Here is a 16,021-nt window from a genome sequence, read left to right on the forward strand (position 1 = left end):
GCTAGGTTTACCGCTCAGGCCCGCCGGGAGGCCCCGTGTCCTTCGTACCCACCGATCCGCTCGGGCTCGACGAGCTCCTCAGCCCCGAGGACCTCGCCATCCGCGACACCGTCCGCACCTGGGCCGCCGACCGGATCCTGCCGCACATCGCCGACTGGTACGAGCGCGGCGAGCTCCCCGGGATCCGGGAGATCGCTCGTGAGCTCGGCGCGCTCGGGGCGCTCGGGATGTCGCTCCAGGGCTACGGATGCGCCGGCGCCACCGCGGTGCAGTACGGGCTCGCCTGCCTGGAACTGGAGGCCGCCGACTCCGGCATCCGCTCCCTGGTCTCCGTGCAGGGCTCGCTCGCCATGTACGCGATCTGGAAGTACGGCTCCGAGGAGCAGAAGCAGCGCTGGCTGCCGGGCATGGCGGCGGGTGAGCTGATCGGCTGCTTCGGCCTGACCGAGCCCGACATCGGCTCCGACCCGGCCGCGATGCGCACGTACGCCAAGCGCGACGGCAGTGACTGGGTGCTCACCGGCCGCAAGATGTGGATCACCAACGGATCCGTCGCCTCGGTGGCCGTGGTCTGGGCGCAGACCGACGAGGGCATCCGCGGCTTCGCCGTCCCCACGGACTCCGCCGGGTTCTCGGCGCCGGAGATCAAGCACAAGTGGTCGCTGCGCGCCTCGGTGACCAGCGAACTGGTGATGGACGACGTCCGCCTGCCCGCGGACGCGGTGCTTCCGGGCGTCACCGGGCTCAAGGGACCGCTGGGCTGTCTCAGCCACGCCCGGTACGGGATCGTCTGGGGGGCGATGGGCGCGGCGCGCGCCAGTTTCGAGTCCGCGCTCGACTACGCGAAGACGCGGGAGCAGTTCGGCAAGCCGATCGGCGGCTTCCAGCTCACCCAGGCGAAGCTCGCCGACATGGCGCTGGAGCTCCACAAGGGCATCCTGCTCGCCCACCACTTGGGCCGGCGGATGGATGCGGGCACCCTGCGGCCGGAGCAGATCAGCTTCGGCAAGCTCAACAACGTCCGCGAGGCCATCGAGATCTGCCGCACCGCGCGGACCATCCTCGGCGCCAACGGGATCTCGCTCGAATACCCCGTCATGCGGCACGCCACCAACCTCGAATCGGTCCTCACCTACGAGGGCACCGTCGAGATGCACCAGTTGGTGCTGGGCAAGGCGCTCACCGGGCTCGACGCCTTCCGGTGAGAGCCCTGCTCAGCTCTGGTTGAAGAAGTCGCGCGAGCGGCCGGCGGGCTCGCCGTTCACGATCTGGGTGTCGGCCGGGGTCAGCAGGAAGACCCTGGTCGCCACCCGCTCGATCGAGCCACGCAGGCCGAAGGTCAGACCGGCCGCGAAGTCGACGACGCGCTTGGCGTCGGCGGGCTCCATCGACGACAGGTTCACGATCACCGGGACGCCCTCGCGGAACAGCTCGCCGATGCCGCGCGCGTCACGGAAGCCGTCCGGGGTGACCGTCGCGATGCGGCGGCCCTGCTCGACGGCCGACTCCGACGCCACCCTGACGCGGGGATCGGTGGCCCACTGGTCGCCCGGTCCCGCGACGGAACCCTGGGCTGTCTCCGCGTAGTCGTCGTCGTAGTACCGCTCGTCGTCGCTGTCCTCCACGAGACCCAACCAGGCACTCGCCTTGCGTACCGAACCCATGGACGCCTCCTTTCACCGCGGTCAGTTGTCTTCTCTCCGCTGCCCCTATGGTCGTCCATGATGCTGACAACGCGCCAAGTGGATAGCCGCCGCGCACGGCTTTCGTGACGGTACTGGTGCAGAACATCCGTTGCACGGTCAAGGTTGCTGATGGCTGCGGCTGCTGACTGAGTGAAAATACGACCGGTGCCGTCTTCCGGGTGAGCAGCGGGGGCGTACGGGTGAACGACCGGGCTGGATACGATGCCCGTCCATTACGCGCACGACACACGGGGGAGCCAGATTGTTCGGCATCGTCAGGCCTTGCACGCACCGGTTGGGCGAGCGGTTCAAGACGGAGTGGATGGCTCATCTGTGCGGGCTCTGCCTGGCACTTCGCGGGGACCACGGCCAGTTCGCGAGGATCGTCACCAACTACGACGGGCTGCTCGTCTCCGTCCTGACGGACGCTCAGTCGGGACCGGCGCCCGGCTCCCGGCGCACCGCCGGGCCCTGCCCGCTGCGCGGGATGCGGACGGCCTCGGTGGCCAACGGGGAAGGGGCGCGGCTCGCGGCCGCCGTCTCGCTGGTCCTGGCCTCCGCGAAGGTACGGGACCACGTCGCCGACCGGGACGGGCTGTTGGCCCGCGCCCCGATAGCCGCCGCCGCCCGGAAGGTGGCCCGCGGCTGGGACCGGGCCGGCGCCCGTACCGGAGCCTCGCTCGGCTTCGACACGGCGGTCCTCGTCGACGCGGTGGACCGGCAGGCGGGCATTGAAACGCTCGCCGGCCCCGGCACTCCGGTGCTCGTGGTGACCGAGCCCACGGAGGCCGCGACGGCCGCCGCCTTCGCCCATACCGCGCAGCTGGCCGGACGTCCAGGCAACGCCGCCCCGCTCGCCGAGGCGGGCCGCTACTTCGGGCGGCTCGCGCACCTGCTCGACGCCGTGGAGGACCAGGCCGCCGACGCCGCGGCGGGCGCCTGGAACCCGCTGACCGCCACCGGGACCCCGCTCGCCGAGGCCCGGCGGCTGTGCGACGACGCCCTGCAGGGCATCCGGCTGGCGCTGCGGGAGGTCGAGTTCACCGATGCGGGGCTGGCCCACCGGCTGCTGGTGCACGAGCTGCGCACCTCGGTGGACCGGGCCTTCGGGGTCTCCGGCTGCGGGCACACGGGCGTGAACGCCGCCGGGCAGGGCGGTCACGGGGCCCCGCCGCCCGGCTACGGCCCGGGGCCGGGCAGCCCGTACGGGTCGACCCCGTACGGCTCGGCTCCCTACGGCTCGGCCCCGTACGGCTCGGCCCCGTACGGAGGCAACCCGTACGGCGGGGGCGCCCACGGCGGGAACCCGTACGGGGGCGGCGCAGGCGGGCCCGGCGGCCCCGGGATGCCGCCGCCCACGGGTCCGGGCGGCGGGGTGCCCCCGCAGAAGCCGCGCCGCGGGCTGCTCGCGGGGTGCGCCGTGGCCATCGGGCTGTTCTGCACCTGCCAGCTGTGCTGCACCGACCACGAGGGTCCGTGGTCCCGCAAGAAGCGGGACGCCTGGTGTGATGCCTGCGACTGCGGCGACCCGGGCTGCGGCAACTGTGACTGCGGGTGCGACGGCTGCTGCTGTTGCCCCTGCGACGGCTGCTGAGCCCCCGTCGGACGTACAGGTCCGGACGGCCTACTGAACGGTTCCCGTCCCGACCGGTGTGGAAGGGGTGAGCGGCATGAGCGATATCAGCGATACCAGCGGTGACGCAGACGATCCGAAGACCGCGTGGCGGGCCCGGCATCGGAGGGCGGCTGTGCCCGCCCCGTACGGCCCGCCCTCCTCCACCGGCGCCTCCTCCCGGACCCCGTCCGGGAGGGCCCCCGGGCCCGCCGATCACCCGGAGGGGCGAATTCCGGCCGTTCCGGGGCAGTGGCGCGCCACCGGCGCCGGCGTGCGGCGGGCCGCGCGTGCCCGGGGCGGCCTCCGCCCGGACGGCGGGTCCTGCACCGGTGACGACGCCTTCGCCGATCACTTCACTTGCCCGTTCCCGCTGCCCGGGAACGCCTTGCCGTTCCCGGTGGAAGCGGGCGAGCGGAGGCTGAAAGATGCCCTTGCCGCCCGTATCTGACGCCGGGACACTCCCGACAGCGCCATTCGGGGGCTTGTCAGGAGCACGACGAAATTTCAGTGCGCCCGCCGTACCCCCGGCTGCGCCTCACGGGCTCCGGCGCCCCCACGTCCGCCGGGCCCCCGATCCCTCCCGGGAGGACGAGAAGTGAGGATCAAGAGCGTTACCCGTACCAGGCTGCTCGCGGTGGCAGCCGGCCTGGCCGCCGTCGCCGGGCTCGCCGCCCCCACCGCCGCCAGCGCGGACAGCGGCTTCAGCGCGGCCCGGCTCGCCGCCGCCGGCGCCTCCGTCCAGCGTGCCGACGTCGCCGGCACCGCCTGGTACACCGACCCCGCCAGCGGAACCCTCGTGGTCACGGCCGACTCCACGGTCTCCGCCACCGACATCGCCAAGATCAAGCGTGAGGCCGGAGCGGACGCCGCGGCCCTGCGCATCGAGCGCATCCCCGGCAAGCTCAGGAAGCTGATCTCCGGCGGCGACGCCATCTACGCCTCCGGCTGGCGCTGCTCGCTCGGCTTCAACGTGCGCAGCGGAACCACCTACTACGTGCTGACCGCCGGCCACTGCACCGACGGCGCCGGCACCTGGTGGACCAACTCCTCGCACAGCACCACCATCGGAGCCACCGTGGGCTCCAGCTTCCCCACCAACGACTACGGCCTGATCCGCTACGACAACACCTCCCTCGCCCACGCGGGCACCGTCGGCAGCCAGGACATCACCAGCGCCGCCAACGCCACCGTCGGCATGTCCGTGACCCGGCGCGGTTCCACCACCGGCACCCACAGCGGCTCGGTGACCGGCCTGAACGCCACCGTCAACTACGGCGGCGGTGACATCGTCTACGGCATGATCCGCACCAACGTGTGCGCCGAGCCCGGCGACAGCGGCGGCCCTCTGTACTCCGGCACCCGCGCGATCGGCCTCACCTCGGGCGGCAGCGGCAACTGCACCTCGGGTGGAACCACCTTCTTCCAGCCCGTCGTCGAAGCCCTCAACGCCTACGGGGTGAGCGTCTACTGACGGCACGGGCCGGGTGGAACCCGCCCGGGCCGCGCGGCAGCTTCCGAGCACCCCCGTCCGGATCTCCGGGCGGGGGTGCACCGTTGACGGACGGACGGACCGACGGAGTGCGTGCAGGATGGTCACGCGCCCCGCGGTGTAACGCCGTCATGGACGGCGCACGACAAGTCCGTGTCCGAACCGCCCCGGCGGGCAACGGCCGTTGCCGGCGGACGCGGCGCCTGGCTAGCGTCACCGCATGAATGCGTCCCGTTCGTCCCGTTCCGCTCTGCTCGCCTTCGGGTCCGCCCTGGTCCTGGCCGCCACGGCCGCCGTCCCCTCCGCGCACGCCGCCGCGGCCACGGCCGGCGACAGCGGCGCCGTCGTACGCGACTGGTACGACCTCACCGCGCAGACCGTCGCCGCCGCCGGCGCGCCGACCCAGATCACCAACAGCCGTACCTGGGCGATCAGCTGGCTCGCCGCCGCCCGCGCCATCCGCGGGGCACCCGCCGGGCGCGACCGCACGCCGTTCGAGGACGCGGCCGTCGCCTCCGCCGTCCACGACGCCCTCGTGGCCCTCGCGCCAGCCCGCGCACCGCAGCTCGACGCCGCGCTCGCCGCCACCCTCGCCGGGATCCCCGACGGCTCGGCCGAGGACCGCGGCGTCGCCGCCGGCGCCCGCCAGGCCCGCCTCGCGCTGGCCGAGCGCCAGGGGGACGGCCTCGACCCGGCGTCGGTGAACGCCCCCTTCACCGTCCCGGCCGCCGCGCCCGGGGTCTGGCAGCCGACGCCCGACGGGTACGCCCCCGCCGCGCAGTACGGCAACCGCGTCGCCAGGCCGTTCCTGCTCGACTCCCCGTCCCGGTACCGGCTCGGGCCGCCGCCCGCGCTCGACTCCCGCCGGTACCGCGCCGACCTCGCCGAAGTACGCGCCTACGGCCGGGCCGACAGTGCCGTGCGCACCCCGCGCCAGACCGAGACGGCCACCTTCTGGTACGGCTCCTCGCTCACCCTCTACACCGAGCCCCTGCGCGTGGCCGTGGCCCGATCCCACCGGTCGGCCGCCGACCGGGCCGAGCTGGTCGCGCTGTTCCACGCGGCCCTCGTCGACACGCAGATCGCCACCTCCGACAGCAAGTACGCGTACACGCGCTGGCGCCCGGTGACCGCGATCCGCACCGGGGACATCGCCACCGACCCGACCTGGACCCCGCTCCACAGCACCCCGGCGCATCCCGACTACCCCAGCGGCCACACCACGTACGCCGGCGCCGCCGAGGTGGTCCTCGACGCGCTCGCCGGACCGCGCACCGCGCCGTTCTCCGTCTCCAGCCCGACCGCGCCCGGGGTCCGTCGGACGTACACCAGCTGGGCGCAGCTGACCCGGGACAACGTCGACGCGCGCGTCCTCTCGGGGATCCACACCCGCTCCGCCGACGAGGCGGGCGTCGTCCTCGGCAAGGAGGTCGGCCGCCACGCCCTGCGCAACGCCGACCGGCTCCTGGAGCCGCTGGGCTGACACGCCGGCCGCGCCCGGGCGCCTTGCCCGCCGCCCACGGACCGCCGCGCCCGGGGCGCCTTCACCACGCCGGCGCGCGGGCGTCCACCGGCCACCGCGCCCGGGCGCCTTCACGGACCGCCGTCCGCGTGAGTCTTCACAGGCCCGCCGCCTCCCGGCCCGGCTCCGGTTCCGGTCTCGGTTCCGGTTCTTCGAAGGGTTCCGGGCGGCCCCGGCGGAAGGCCGCGCACGCCAGGGTCACCGCCGAGCCGAGGGCGGCCCATGCGGCCAGCACCAGCATGGGCCCGGTCAGGCCGTTGCCCCGGAAGTACGTGATCGAGCGCGCGGCGTACGTCCCCGCGCCCGGCGGCAGGGCCGGGCCGATGGCCTTCCAGAACGGCGGGAGCAGCGGGTAGGGGTACGCCCCTCCCGCGCTCGGGTTTCCGAACACCACGACCAGCAGGATCGCCAGACCGATGCCCACCACCCCCGCCAGGCCCTGGAAGGCCAGGGTGATCGCGCCGACGGCGAAGACGACCAGCGTCCCCAGACCCCACAGCCCCATGACGCTGCCGGGCAGCGCGCCCAGGACCGGGCCCGCGATCACCGTGCCGAGCAGCCCGGCGGCGATCGCGTACAGCAGCAGCGCCCCCAGCCGGACGACGGCGCGGGCGGCGTTGGCGGGCCGGGCGCCGGCGCTGATGGCGAGGATGGCGGCGCACAGGTAGCCGCCGACGCACCAGCCGACGACGAGGTAGAAGGAGCTCAGCCCGCGGGCGTCGCCCGCGTCGGCCGGTGCCACGTCGGTGACCCGGACGCTGCGGCCCTGGGCCTTCTCGGCGAGGCCGACGACCTGTTCGAGGGCCTGCGAGAGCGAGGCTCCGGCGCCGCTCGCGACGAGCAGCCGGTCGGTCCGGCCGGCCGGGTCGATGATCAGTGCCCCGTCCACCTCCCTGGCCCTGACCTGGGCGCGTGCGCCGGCCTCGTCCTTGACGGCGTGCGGGTCGAGCGGTTTGCCGGGCAGGGCCCGCAGCTGCTGTACGGCCTGCCCGGCGACCGGGGCGGCGGGAGCGGTCACGGCGAGCGTGATCCCGCTGGGCTTCGGGTGGTGGAAGGCCCCGATGTACGAGGTGATGAAGGCGAGCTGGAGCGCCAGTACGCCGAGGACCAGCAGAGCGGCCCGGAGGGTCACGGCGTCTTTGATCTCGGCGAGGAAACCGCCGGCGGGACCTGGGCTGGGGGTCTGGGTCATGTCTCACACGCTCGGCCGACCGGGGGTCCGACGCAGCAGGGGAGGACCGAATGGATGATCGAACAAACGTTTCGCACGGGTATTCGAATTGCTCTATGGTGGGGACAGGGGAGGTCGAAGGAGTCTTGGGCGAATCGAGCGAAGCAGGAGGCCGCGGGTGCCTGGGTTTACGCATCTGCACACCGTTTCGGGGTTCTCCATGCGCTACGGAGGCTCGCACCCGGAACGGCTGGCGGAGCGTGCCGCCGAGCGCGGCATGGACGCGCTGGCGCTGACCGACCGCGACAGCCTGGCCGGGACCGTTCGGTTCGCCAAGGCGTGCGCGGAGGCGGGGATCCGCCCCCTGTTCGGGGTGGACCTGGCGGTGGCGTCCCCGCCGGGTGCGGCGCGGCCGGGCGGACCGGGCTCCTCCACCTCGGGCTTCCCCGGCTCCGGTTCTCCCGGCTCAAGCTCCTCCGGCTCCGGCTCCGGCTCCTCCGGTTCGGGGTCCGGTCCCGGCTCCGGCGAGGTGTCCCACCGGCGGCGGACCCCCGTCAAGGGCGGCGCCTTCGTGGACGAGTCCGCGCCCCGGGCCGTCTTCCTGGCCCGCGACGGCGCCACCGGCTGGGCCGAGCTGTGCCGGATGGTCACCGCGGCCCACGCGGCGGCCGGGGCCGGCCGGGAGGCCCTGCCCGTGCTGCCCTGGGCGGACCTGCGCGGCGAAGGGGTGTACGTCCTGCTCGGACCCGACTCCGAGGTCGGGCGGGCGCTCGCCGCCGGACGCCCCGACCGGGCGACCCGGCTGCTCGCGCCCTGGCGGGAGGTCTACGGGGGCTCCCTGCGCCTGGAGGCCGTCCACCACGGCCGCACCGGCACCGGCCCCGGCTCGCTGCGGCTGGCCGCCCGTACCCTCGGCTTCGCCGCCGAGCAGGGGATCCCGGCCGTGCTGACCAACGCCGTCCGGTACGCCGACCCCGGGCAGGGCCCGGTCGCCGACATCCTCGACGCGGCCCGCCGGCTGGTCCCCCTCGACCCGCGCAGGCCCCTGGACAGCGGCGAACGCTGGCTCAAGGACCCGGCCGCCATGGCCGCGGCCGCCGACCGGATCGCCCAGGCCGCGGGACTGCGCCCGGCCGACGCGCGCCGGCTGCTCGCCGAGACCCGGAACACCGCCGAGGCCTGCGCGGTGGACGCCGAGGACGATCTCGGCATGGGCTCCGTGCACTTCCCCGAGGCGCACCTCGTCGGTGCGGCCCACCGCACTGCGCAGCGGGTCCTCGCCTCCCGTGCCGCCGCCGCCATGGTGCTGCGCGGCTACGCCGGCGACGCCGCGTACTGGGAGCGGATGCAGCACGAGCTCGACATCATCGCCTACCACGGCTTCGCCTCCTACTTCCTGACGGTCGCCCAAGTCGTGGACGACGTACGGGAGATGGGCATCCGCGTGACCGCCCGCGGCTCCGGCGCCGGCTCCCTCGTCAACCACCTGCTCGGCATCGCCCACGCCGACCCCGTCGCGAACGGCCTGCTGATGGAGCGCTTCCTGTCCAAGCGCCGCCGCGTCCTGCCCGACATCGACGTCGACGTGGAGTCGGCCCGCCGGCTGGAGGTCTACCGGCGGATCATCGACCGGTTCGGCACCGAGCGGGTCGCCACCGTGTCCATGCCCGAGACCTACCGGGTCCGGCACGCCGTCCGCGACGTCGGCGCCGCCCTGTCCATGGATCCGGCCGTCGTCGACCGGCTCGCCAAGGCCTTCCCGCACATCCGGGCCCGCGACGCCCGCGCGGCCCTGGCGGAGCTGCCCGAGCTGCGCGGCGTACGCGAGGAGGAGCACGGCCGGCTGTGGGAGCTGGTGGAGGCGCTGGACGGGCTGCCGCGCGGGATCGCCATGCACCCGTGCGGGGTGCTGCTCTCCGACGCCTCGCTGCTGAAGCGCACCCCCGTGGTGCCCACCAGCGGCGAGGGCTTCCCCATGTCGCAGTTCGACAAGGACGACGTGGAGGACCTCGGGCTGCTCAAACTCGACGTGCTGGGCGTGCGGATGCAGTCCGCGATGGCGCACGCGGTCGCGGAGATCCGGCGGGGCACGGGGCAGGAGCTCGACCTCGACGACCCGGCGCAGGTACCGCCGGGCGACCGGGCGACGTACGAGCTCATCCGCTCGGCCGAGACGCTGGGCTGCTTCCAGATCGAGTCCCCGGGTCAGCGGGACCTGGTGGGGCGGCTGCAGCCGTCGACCTTCCACGACCTGGTCGTCGACATCTCGCTGTTCCGGCCGGGGCCGGTGGCCGCCGACATGGTGCGTCCGTTCATCGAGGCCCGGCACGGCCGGTCCCCGGTCCGCTTCCCGCACCCGGACCTGGAGCCCGCGCTGCGCGAGACGTACGGGGTGGTGGTCTTCCACGAGCAGATCATCGAGATCGTGCACGTCATGACCGGCTGCGGGCGCGACGAGGCGGACCGGGTGCGGCGCGGCCTGTCCGACCGGGAGTCGCAGGCGCGGATCAAGGTGTGGTTCGCGGCGAAGGCGGCCGCACGGGGCCATACGGCGGAGGTGATCGGCCGGACCTGGGAGATCGTGGAGGCGTTCGGCTCGTACGGCTTCTGCAAGGCGCACGCGGTGGCCTTCGCCGTCCCCACCTACCAGTCGGCGTGGCTCAAGGCGCACCACCCGGCGGCCTTCTACGCCGGACTGCTCACGCACGACCCCGGGATGTACCCGAAGCGGCTGCTGCTGGCGGACGCGCGGCGGCGCGGGGTGCCGGTGCTGCCGCTGGACGTGAACCGCTCGGCGGTCGCCCACCGCATCGAACTGGTGTCCGAGACTCCTGCGGTGTGGGGGCTCCGGCTCGCCCTGGCCGACGTCCACGGCATCAGCGAGGCGGAGGCGGCCCGGATCGAGCAGGGGCAGCCGTACGGATCGCTGCGCGACTTCTGGGACCGGGCCCGGCCGGGCCGGCCGGTGGCGGAGCGGCTCGCGCAGGTGGGCGCCCTGGACGCCTTCGGCGCCAACCGGCGGGACCTGCTGCTGCACGTCTCCGAGCTGCACGGCGCCCAGCGCGCGGCGGGCGTCCGCGGCACCCCCCAACTCCCGCTGGACGGAGGCCGGTCCACGGCCTCGGTCGGCCTGCCCGACCTGAACGAGGCGGAACGGCTCAGCGCGGAGCTGGGCGTCCTCGGCATGGACACCTCGCGGCACCTGATGGCGGACCACCACGACTTCCTGGCGGAGCTCGGGGTGACCCCGGCCCGTCGGCTGCGCGAGGTCGAGCACGGCCGGACGGTGCTGGTCGCGGGGGCCAAGGCGGCCACCCAGACCCCGCCGGTCCGATCGGGCAGGCGGGTCATCTTCACGACGCTGGACGACGGGACCGGCCTGGTCGACCTGGCCTTCTTCGACGACAGCCACGAGGCGTGCGCGCACACCGTCTTCCACTCGTTCCTGCTGCTGGTGCGGGGGGTCGTGCAGCGGCGCGGACCACAGAGCCTGAGCGTGGTCGGCGCTGCGGCCTGGGACCTGGCGGAGCTGGTGGAACTGCGGGCGGCGGGCGGCCTGGACGCGGTCGCGGCGCGGCTGACGGAGCCGATGCCGGGGCCCGGGGCGGAGCCGGGGTCGGAGCCGGGGTCGGCCTCCGGCGCGCCCGAGGCTCGCGGGGACTCCGGCCGCCGCATCCACTTGCCCACCGGGTACGAGATGAACCCGTGGGCCGACCTCCAGCCGGCCGGTGACCGGGCCGCGACCGGCCGCAAGCTGTGGCACTCCAGTCCGGGGAGCGCGGGATGAACGCCCCCGCCGTCCCCACGGTGCTGTGCCTGCGGCTGCGACGCGTCGACGGCGAACCGCTCGACGCGCAGGCGTACGCGGGCGTGCTCGCACTGCTCGGCGGGTTCACGCCCGTGGTGCAGGCCCTCCCGCCCGACACCGTCCTCGCCGATGTCCGCGGCGCTCTGCGCTACTTCGGCTGCGGCCCGGCCCGGCTGGCGGCCCTGATCCGGGTCCGCTGCCTCGCGCTGTACGGGGTGGACTGCGCCATCGGCGCCGCCGGGAACCCCCTGCTGGCCCGCATGGCGGTCCGCGAGGCCCGGCCCGGGCGCACCCTGGTCATCCCGGACGAGCCCGCCGCCGTACGGGAGTTCCTGGCCGCCAAGCCCGTGGCCGCCCTGGACGGGGTCGGCCCGAAGGCCGCCCGGACGCTGTGCTCGTACGGCCTCGACTCGGTCGGCCGGGTCGCCGCCGCCCCGCCGGCCACCCTGCGCCGCATCCTCGGAGCCCGGGCCGGGCGCGAGGTGCACGAGCGCGCCCTCGGTATCGACCGCAGCCCGGTCCGGCCGGGTGCCGCGGCGCGCTCGCTGGCCGCCGAACGGTCCTTCGGACTCGACGAGCTGGATCCCGTACGGCACCGCCGTGCGCTGCTCTCGCTGACGGAGGAGCTCGGCGCCCGGCTCCGTACGCAGCAGCAGGTCTGCCGGGCCGTCTCCCTCACCGTCCGCTGCTCCGACCGCACCACCCTCACCCGTACCAGGACCCTGGCCGAACCCACCGCGCACTCGGCCGCCCTGACCTCCGCGGCGTACCGGCTGTACGCGGGACTCGGGCTCCAGCGGGCGCGGGTGCGCGCGCTGGCACTGCGCCTGGAGGACCTCACCCCGGCCGAACGGGCCGTGCACCAGCTGAGTTTCGACCCGCAGGACGAGAAGGCCCGACGGCTGGAGGCCGTCACGGACCGGGTGCGGGCGCGCTTCGGGCCCCACGTCATCGCCAGAGGCACACTCGCGGCGTAGCGACACGGCAGTTTTTTACCGACGCGTAACTTCCCTGTCTTACTACCCGCCCGTAATTTGGCGGCAGCAGCTCCCCTTGTGATCCGGATCACGGGACGAACCCCCACGTATTCCCCATGACCCGCAAGGAGACCACTCGATGCTGCCCTGGCGACGCCTGCTCCGCCCGCTGGCCGTCCTCACCCTCACCGCCGCCGCCCTCGTCGCCCCCACCGGCGGGGCACAGGCCGCTACCGCACCCGGCAGCGGCTGGAACAACTGGTCCTGCAAACCCTCGACCGCCCATCCCCGTCCGGTCGTCCTGGTGCACGGAACCTTCGGCAACTCCGTCGACAACTGGCTCGGCCTCGCGCCCTACCTCGTCCACCGCGGGTACTGCGTCTACTCGCTCGACTACGGGCAGCTGCCCGGCGTGCCCTTCTTCAACGGGCTCGGCCCCATCGACAAGTCGGCCGGCCAGCTCAGCGTCTTCGTCGACAAGGTGCTGGCCTCCACCGGAGCCCCGAAGACCGACATCGTCGGGCACTCGCAGGGCGGCATGATGCCCAACTACTACCTCAAGTTCCTCGGCGGCGCGCCCAAGGTCAACGCCCTGATCGGCCTCGCCCCCGACAACCACGGGACCACCCTGGACGGGCTCACCCAGCTGCTCCCGTACTTCCCCGGTGCCGAGGACCTGATCAGCTCCGCGACCCCGGGCCTGGCCGACCAGATCGCCGGATCCGCCTTCGTCACCAAACTGAACGCGGGCGGGGACACCGTCCCCGGGGTCCAGTACACGGTGATCGCGACGAAGTACGACGAGGTGGTCACGCCGTACCGGTCCGCGTTCCTCCAGGGCGGCTCCAACGTGCGCAACGTCGTGCTCCAGGACCTGTGCCCCCTGGACCTCTCCGAGCACGTCGCCATCGGACTCACCGACCGCATCGCCTGGCACGAGGCACTGAACGCGCTCGACCCGGCGCACGCCGAACGGACCACCTGCGCCTCGGTCTTCGAGTAGGCGCAGCCGGTCCGGAGGGCATCGACGGCCGTTGCCGGTCAGCGGCCGTGGCGGCCCGGCGCCGTCGCGCGGCGCCGGGCCACCGCGAACAGTACGGCGGAACCGGCGGCCAGGACGCCGGCCCCGGTGATCGCGATCGCCGGGGTGGCGCTGTCGGCGCCCGTCTCGGCGAGGTCGGCGGCCGTCCGGGCCGGCGACGAGGACACCGGGGCGAGGTCGGTGCTGCCGTTCGTCTTCGGGTCGTTGTCGCCGTGGCCGTTGTGCTCCACGGTGGACTTGCTCTCGCCGTCGGCGATCTGCTCGTCCGTCGGGGCCTTGGGCGGGGTCTGCGAGGGCTGCGCCGAGGGCTTGCTGCTCGGCTTCGCGGTCGGCGCGGTACCCCCACCGGTGCCCCCGCCGCTGCCGCCCCCGCTGTCCTTCCCGAACACCACGTCCGAGCAGGTGTAGAAGGCCTCCGGGCTGTCGGAGCGCTGCCAGATGCTGTAGACGAGGTGGCGGCCGGACTTCGCCGGGACCGTGCCGGAGAAGACGTACTCCCCGTTCTGCAGGCCCGGGTCGGTGGTCTTCGCGAACGGCTCGGGCTCCAGGTCGGACCACTTCAGCGGCTTGGCCGGGTCGTAACCGTCCTTCGTGAGGTACAGCTCGAAGGAGCCCTTGTGCGGGGCGGTCCCCTTGTAGCGGAAGGTGTGCGGGCCGGAGGTCATCGGGCTGGCGGGCCAGTCGGCCCGGGCCAGATCCAGGCCGCGGTACTTGTCGTTCCCGGCGGAGCACAGCTGGCCGTTCGGGATCAACGCCCGGTGGTTCCCGGCGGCATTGGCGATGTTCACCGCGTTCCAGTCGTAGAACGCCTGCGCACCGCTCGACGCCACCGCCGCCTTGCACGCTGCCGACTTGGGCGCCTCCGGCCCCTCCGCGTAGCACGCCGCCACCCGGCTGACCGGGTCCGTCATCGAGCCGTGGGCGGCCGCGGGCACGACCGCGTACGCGGCCACCGCCAGCGGGGCGAGGCCGACTGCGGCGATACGGGTCACGGAGCGACGGCGTACGGACATGGGCGGATCTCCTTCGGCGGCGGCGGGCCGGGGCACCTGGTCGCGGTGCACACCGGCGGGAATCAGCCTGCGCGGCGCCGACCCCCCGTAGGTCCGGCGCCGCACCAGGCCCTCCCTGGCCTCGCCAAACTAGCCCTCGACAGCACCGGTTTCGCCCGCTGGAGCCCCCTGGCGGAGATCCTTAGGCTCCGCTTAAGGAACCACTAAGCGGGCCCACAGAAAGAGGCCCGGACTCAGGCCAGGAGCGCGGTCAGGCCCGCGGGGGAGTGGGCCTGGGCGGCCAGGGCGTCGAGGGCGCGCAGCGCCTCGGCCGCCGCGTGCGGGTCGGACCGCGCGAGGCCGCTCGTCGCGAACTCGTCCTCGTCCAGCCGCAGCACGCTGCTGCCGTCCGCGGAGACCCACAGGTCGAGGTCCAGGTCCTCCACCAGGATCTCGCCGTCCCGCACCACCGCCGGGCGCGTGACGTCGCAGTACCAGCCCTTGAGGACGCCCCCGCCGGTACGGACCTCCTTGACCGCGTACCAGCGTCCGCGCCAGAAGTGCTCGGTGAACACGTCACCCGGCTCGAAGCGCACGAAGCCGAAGTCCCGTACGCCGGCGGCCGCCCAGGGGGCCCGGACGCAGATGCGGTCACCGGTGTCGGAGACCAGGGTGGCGGGATAGCGGATCTTGGTGCGGCCGGCCTTGGTCAGGGCCACGGTCACCCGGTCCGCGGGGCGGTCCGTCATCGCGTCTGCTCCAGGGCCTTGGTGTAACGGGTCTCGGTCGCGCAGATCGCGTACCCGAACTTCCGGTTGACGGCGAGCATCGGCCCGTTCCCGGCGTCATTGCCGGTGAAGGCCTCGGTGTACCCCGCGGCGCGCGCCCGGTGCAGGGACACCGTCTTGGCGAGCCGGGCCAGGCCCCGGCCGCGGAAGGCCTCCAGGGTGCCGGTCATCGCCGAGCCGTACCGCGTGGCGCCGTCGGTGCGGGCGGCGGCGAAGGCGGCGACCGCACCGTCGACGAGGACCACCGTGGTCAGGTCCTTGTCGAACTGGGGGTCGTCCCAGGTGCTGCGCAGCCAGTGCGCGTAGTCGTCCAGCACCACCGGTACGTCGCCCGGCTCGTCGGCGCTGACCGCCGCGTCGGCCTCGTACAGCGGGCGCGGGTCCGCCGCGAAGGCGGAGCCGGAGCGGAGCTCGACACCGGGGGGAAGGTCGGCCGGGTACGGCGGCAGCGCGGCGTCGGCCAGGTCCAGGCGCAGGAAGTGCGCCGAACGGCTGGGACGGTAGCCGTGCCGTGCGGCGAAGGCGCGGTGGGCGGGCTCGTCGAGGACCCAGGCGTACACCTGCACCGCGCCCTGAGCGAGCAGGTACTCCTCGGCGGCGCGCAGCAGTGCCGTGCCCGCGCCGAGGCCGCGGTGCGCGGGGTCCACGTAGGCGTTGACGAAGGCCCGGCCCGGCTGGAGGGCTTCGTGGGCGATGCCGACCTGGGCGGTGCCGACGACACGGCCGTCGGCGTCCTCGGCGAGGAGGATCCGGTAGCGCTTCGCGGGGTGGGCTGAGTCCAGTTCGAAGGCCACGCCGGCGCTGGTGGTGATCATGAAGGGCAGCGCCGCGCGGCGCACCCGTACGACGGACTGCACATCCGGGGGGTCACCCCGGTGCAGGTCGCGGATCAGTGTGGTCATGGGCCGACCGTAGGTGCGGGGCGGGGGTGG

Annotated in this window: 13 protein-coding genes; 8 read left to right on the forward strand and 5 right to left on the reverse strand. The window is 74.1% G+C overall.

The annotated features are described in order from the left end of the window. The first annotated feature begins 35 nt into the window (after positions 1-35). Complete coding sequence (locus tag AB0B01_RS10005) at positions 36-1,205, forward strand: acyl-CoA dehydrogenase family protein (RefSeq protein WP_361715137.1); 1,170 nt, start codon at positions 36-38, stop codon at positions 1,203-1,205. Positions 1,206-1,214: 9 nt separating this feature from the next. On the opposite strand, the gene sepF is transcribed toward AB0B01_RS10005, so the two are convergent. Then, entirely contained in the window at positions 1,215-1,664 is a 450-nt protein-coding gene (gene sepF, locus AB0B01_RS10010) for a cell division protein SepF (protein WP_361715140.1), read from the reverse strand. 283 nt (positions 1,665-1,947) lie between these two features. On the opposite strand from sepF, the gene AB0B01_RS10015 reads away from it, so the two are divergent. The 4 genes from AB0B01_RS10015 to AB0B01_RS10030 all read left to right on the forward strand — a co-directional run bounded on the left by AB0B01_RS10015 (position 1,948) and on the right by AB0B01_RS10030 (position 6,272). Next, complete coding sequence (locus AB0B01_RS10015; RefSeq protein ID WP_361715143.1) at positions 1,948-3,279, forward strand: DUF5685 family protein; 1,332 nt, start codon at positions 1,948-1,950, stop codon at positions 3,277-3,279. 76 nt (positions 3,280-3,355) lie between these two features. Next, on the forward strand, positions 3,356-3,748 hold the full coding sequence (locus AB0B01_RS10020) for a DUF1684 domain-containing protein (protein WP_361715356.1): 393 nt from the start codon (positions 3,356-3,358) through the stop codon (positions 3,746-3,748). A 147-nt stretch (positions 3,749-3,895) separates the two neighbouring features. Then, positions 3,896-4,771, forward strand: a complete 876-nt coding sequence (locus tag AB0B01_RS10025) for a S1 family peptidase (protein WP_356849781.1) — start codon at positions 3,896-3,898, stop codon at positions 4,769-4,771. A 238-nt stretch (positions 4,772-5,009) separates the two neighbouring features. Beyond that, entirely contained in the window at positions 5,010-6,272 is a 1,263-nt protein-coding gene (locus AB0B01_RS10030) for a vanadium-dependent haloperoxidase (RefSeq protein WP_361715146.1), read from the forward strand. A gap of 136 nt (positions 6,273-6,408) precedes the next feature. Here AB0B01_RS10030 and AB0B01_RS10035 read toward each other — a convergent pair whose 3' ends face one another. Beyond that, positions 6,409-7,503, reverse strand: a complete 1,095-nt coding sequence (locus AB0B01_RS10035) for a DUF3533 domain-containing protein (RefSeq protein WP_361715149.1) — start codon at positions 7,501-7,503, stop codon at positions 6,409-6,411. Between the two features lie 157 nt (positions 7,504-7,660). Between AB0B01_RS10035 and AB0B01_RS10040 the strand changes: the two genes are divergently transcribed. The 3 genes from AB0B01_RS10040 (at position 7,661) to AB0B01_RS10050 (ending at position 13,270) form a co-directional block, all read left to right on the forward strand. Then, on the forward strand, positions 7,661-11,269 hold the full coding sequence (locus tag AB0B01_RS10040) for a DNA polymerase III subunit alpha (RefSeq protein WP_361715152.1): 3,609 nt from the start codon (positions 7,661-7,663) through the stop codon (positions 11,267-11,269). Continuing rightward, complete coding sequence (locus AB0B01_RS10045; RefSeq protein ID WP_361715155.1) at positions 11,266-12,267, forward strand: hypothetical protein; 1,002 nt, start codon at positions 11,266-11,268, stop codon at positions 12,265-12,267. Before AB0B01_RS10040 ends, AB0B01_RS10045 begins: the two co-directional genes overlap by 4 nt. Before the next feature lie 139 nt (positions 12,268-12,406). Beyond that, positions 12,407-13,270 carry an alpha/beta fold hydrolase gene (locus AB0B01_RS10050; RefSeq protein WP_361715158.1) on the forward strand — a complete coding sequence of 288 codons (864 nt, stop codon included), beginning with the start codon at positions 12,407-12,409 and terminating at the stop codon, positions 13,268-13,270. A gap of 38 nt (positions 13,271-13,308) precedes the next feature. On the opposite strand, the gene AB0B01_RS10055 is transcribed toward AB0B01_RS10050, so the two are convergent. The 3 genes from AB0B01_RS10055 to AB0B01_RS10065 form a co-directional block, all read right to left on the reverse strand. Next, complete coding sequence (locus tag AB0B01_RS10055) at positions 13,309-14,322, reverse strand: lytic polysaccharide monooxygenase (RefSeq protein WP_361715161.1); 1,014 nt, start codon at positions 14,320-14,322, stop codon at positions 13,309-13,311. 233 nt (positions 14,323-14,555) lie between these two features. Then, positions 14,556-15,050: a DUF402 domain-containing protein gene (locus AB0B01_RS10060; protein WP_361715163.1), complete on the reverse strand. Its 495-nt coding sequence runs from the start codon at positions 15,048-15,050 to the stop codon at positions 14,556-14,558. Continuing rightward, positions 15,047-15,991: a GNAT family N-acetyltransferase gene (locus AB0B01_RS10065; protein WP_361715166.1), complete on the reverse strand. Its 945-nt coding sequence runs from the start codon at positions 15,989-15,991 to the stop codon at positions 15,047-15,049. Before AB0B01_RS10065 ends, AB0B01_RS10060 begins: the two co-directional genes overlap by 4 nt. Positions 15,992-16,021 lie beyond the last annotated feature (30 nt).

The organism is Streptomyces sp. NPDC044571, from assembly GCF_040647115.1.
In the GTDB taxonomy this organism is placed as follows: domain Bacteria; phylum Actinomycetota; class Actinomycetes; order Streptomycetales; family Streptomycetaceae; genus Streptomyces.

Coding starts and splice junctions, on each gene's coding strand:
- AB0B01_RS10050 (WP_361715158.1), top strand. CDS start 12,407: ATGCTGCCCTGGCGACGCCTGCTCCGCCCGCTGGCCGTCCTCACCCTC.
- AB0B01_RS10035 (WP_361715149.1), bottom strand. CDS start 7,503: ATGACCCAGACCCCCAGCCCAGGTCCCGCCGGCGGTTTCCTCGCCGAG.
- AB0B01_RS10060 (WP_361715163.1), bottom strand. CDS start 15,050: ATGACGGACCGCCCCGCGGACCGGGTGACCGTGGCCCTGACCAAGGCC.
- AB0B01_RS10030 (WP_361715146.1), top strand. CDS start 5,010: ATGAATGCGTCCCGTTCGTCCCGTTCCGCTCTGCTCGCCTTCGGGTCC.
- sepF (WP_361715140.1), bottom strand. CDS start 1,664: ATGGGTTCGGTACGCAAGGCGAGTGCCTGGTTGGGTCTCGTGGAGGAC.
- AB0B01_RS10065 (WP_361715166.1), bottom strand. CDS start 15,991: ATGACCACACTGATCCGCGACCTGCACCGGGGTGACCCCCCGGATGTG.
- AB0B01_RS10020 (WP_361715356.1), top strand. CDS start 3,356: ATGAGCGATATCAGCGATACCAGCGGTGACGCAGACGATCCGAAGACC.
- AB0B01_RS10045 (WP_361715155.1), top strand. CDS start 11,266: ATGAACGCCCCCGCCGTCCCCACGGTGCTGTGCCTGCGGCTGCGACGC.
- AB0B01_RS10055 (WP_361715161.1), bottom strand. CDS start 14,322: ATGTCCGTACGCCGTCGCTCCGTGACCCGTATCGCCGCAGTCGGCCTC.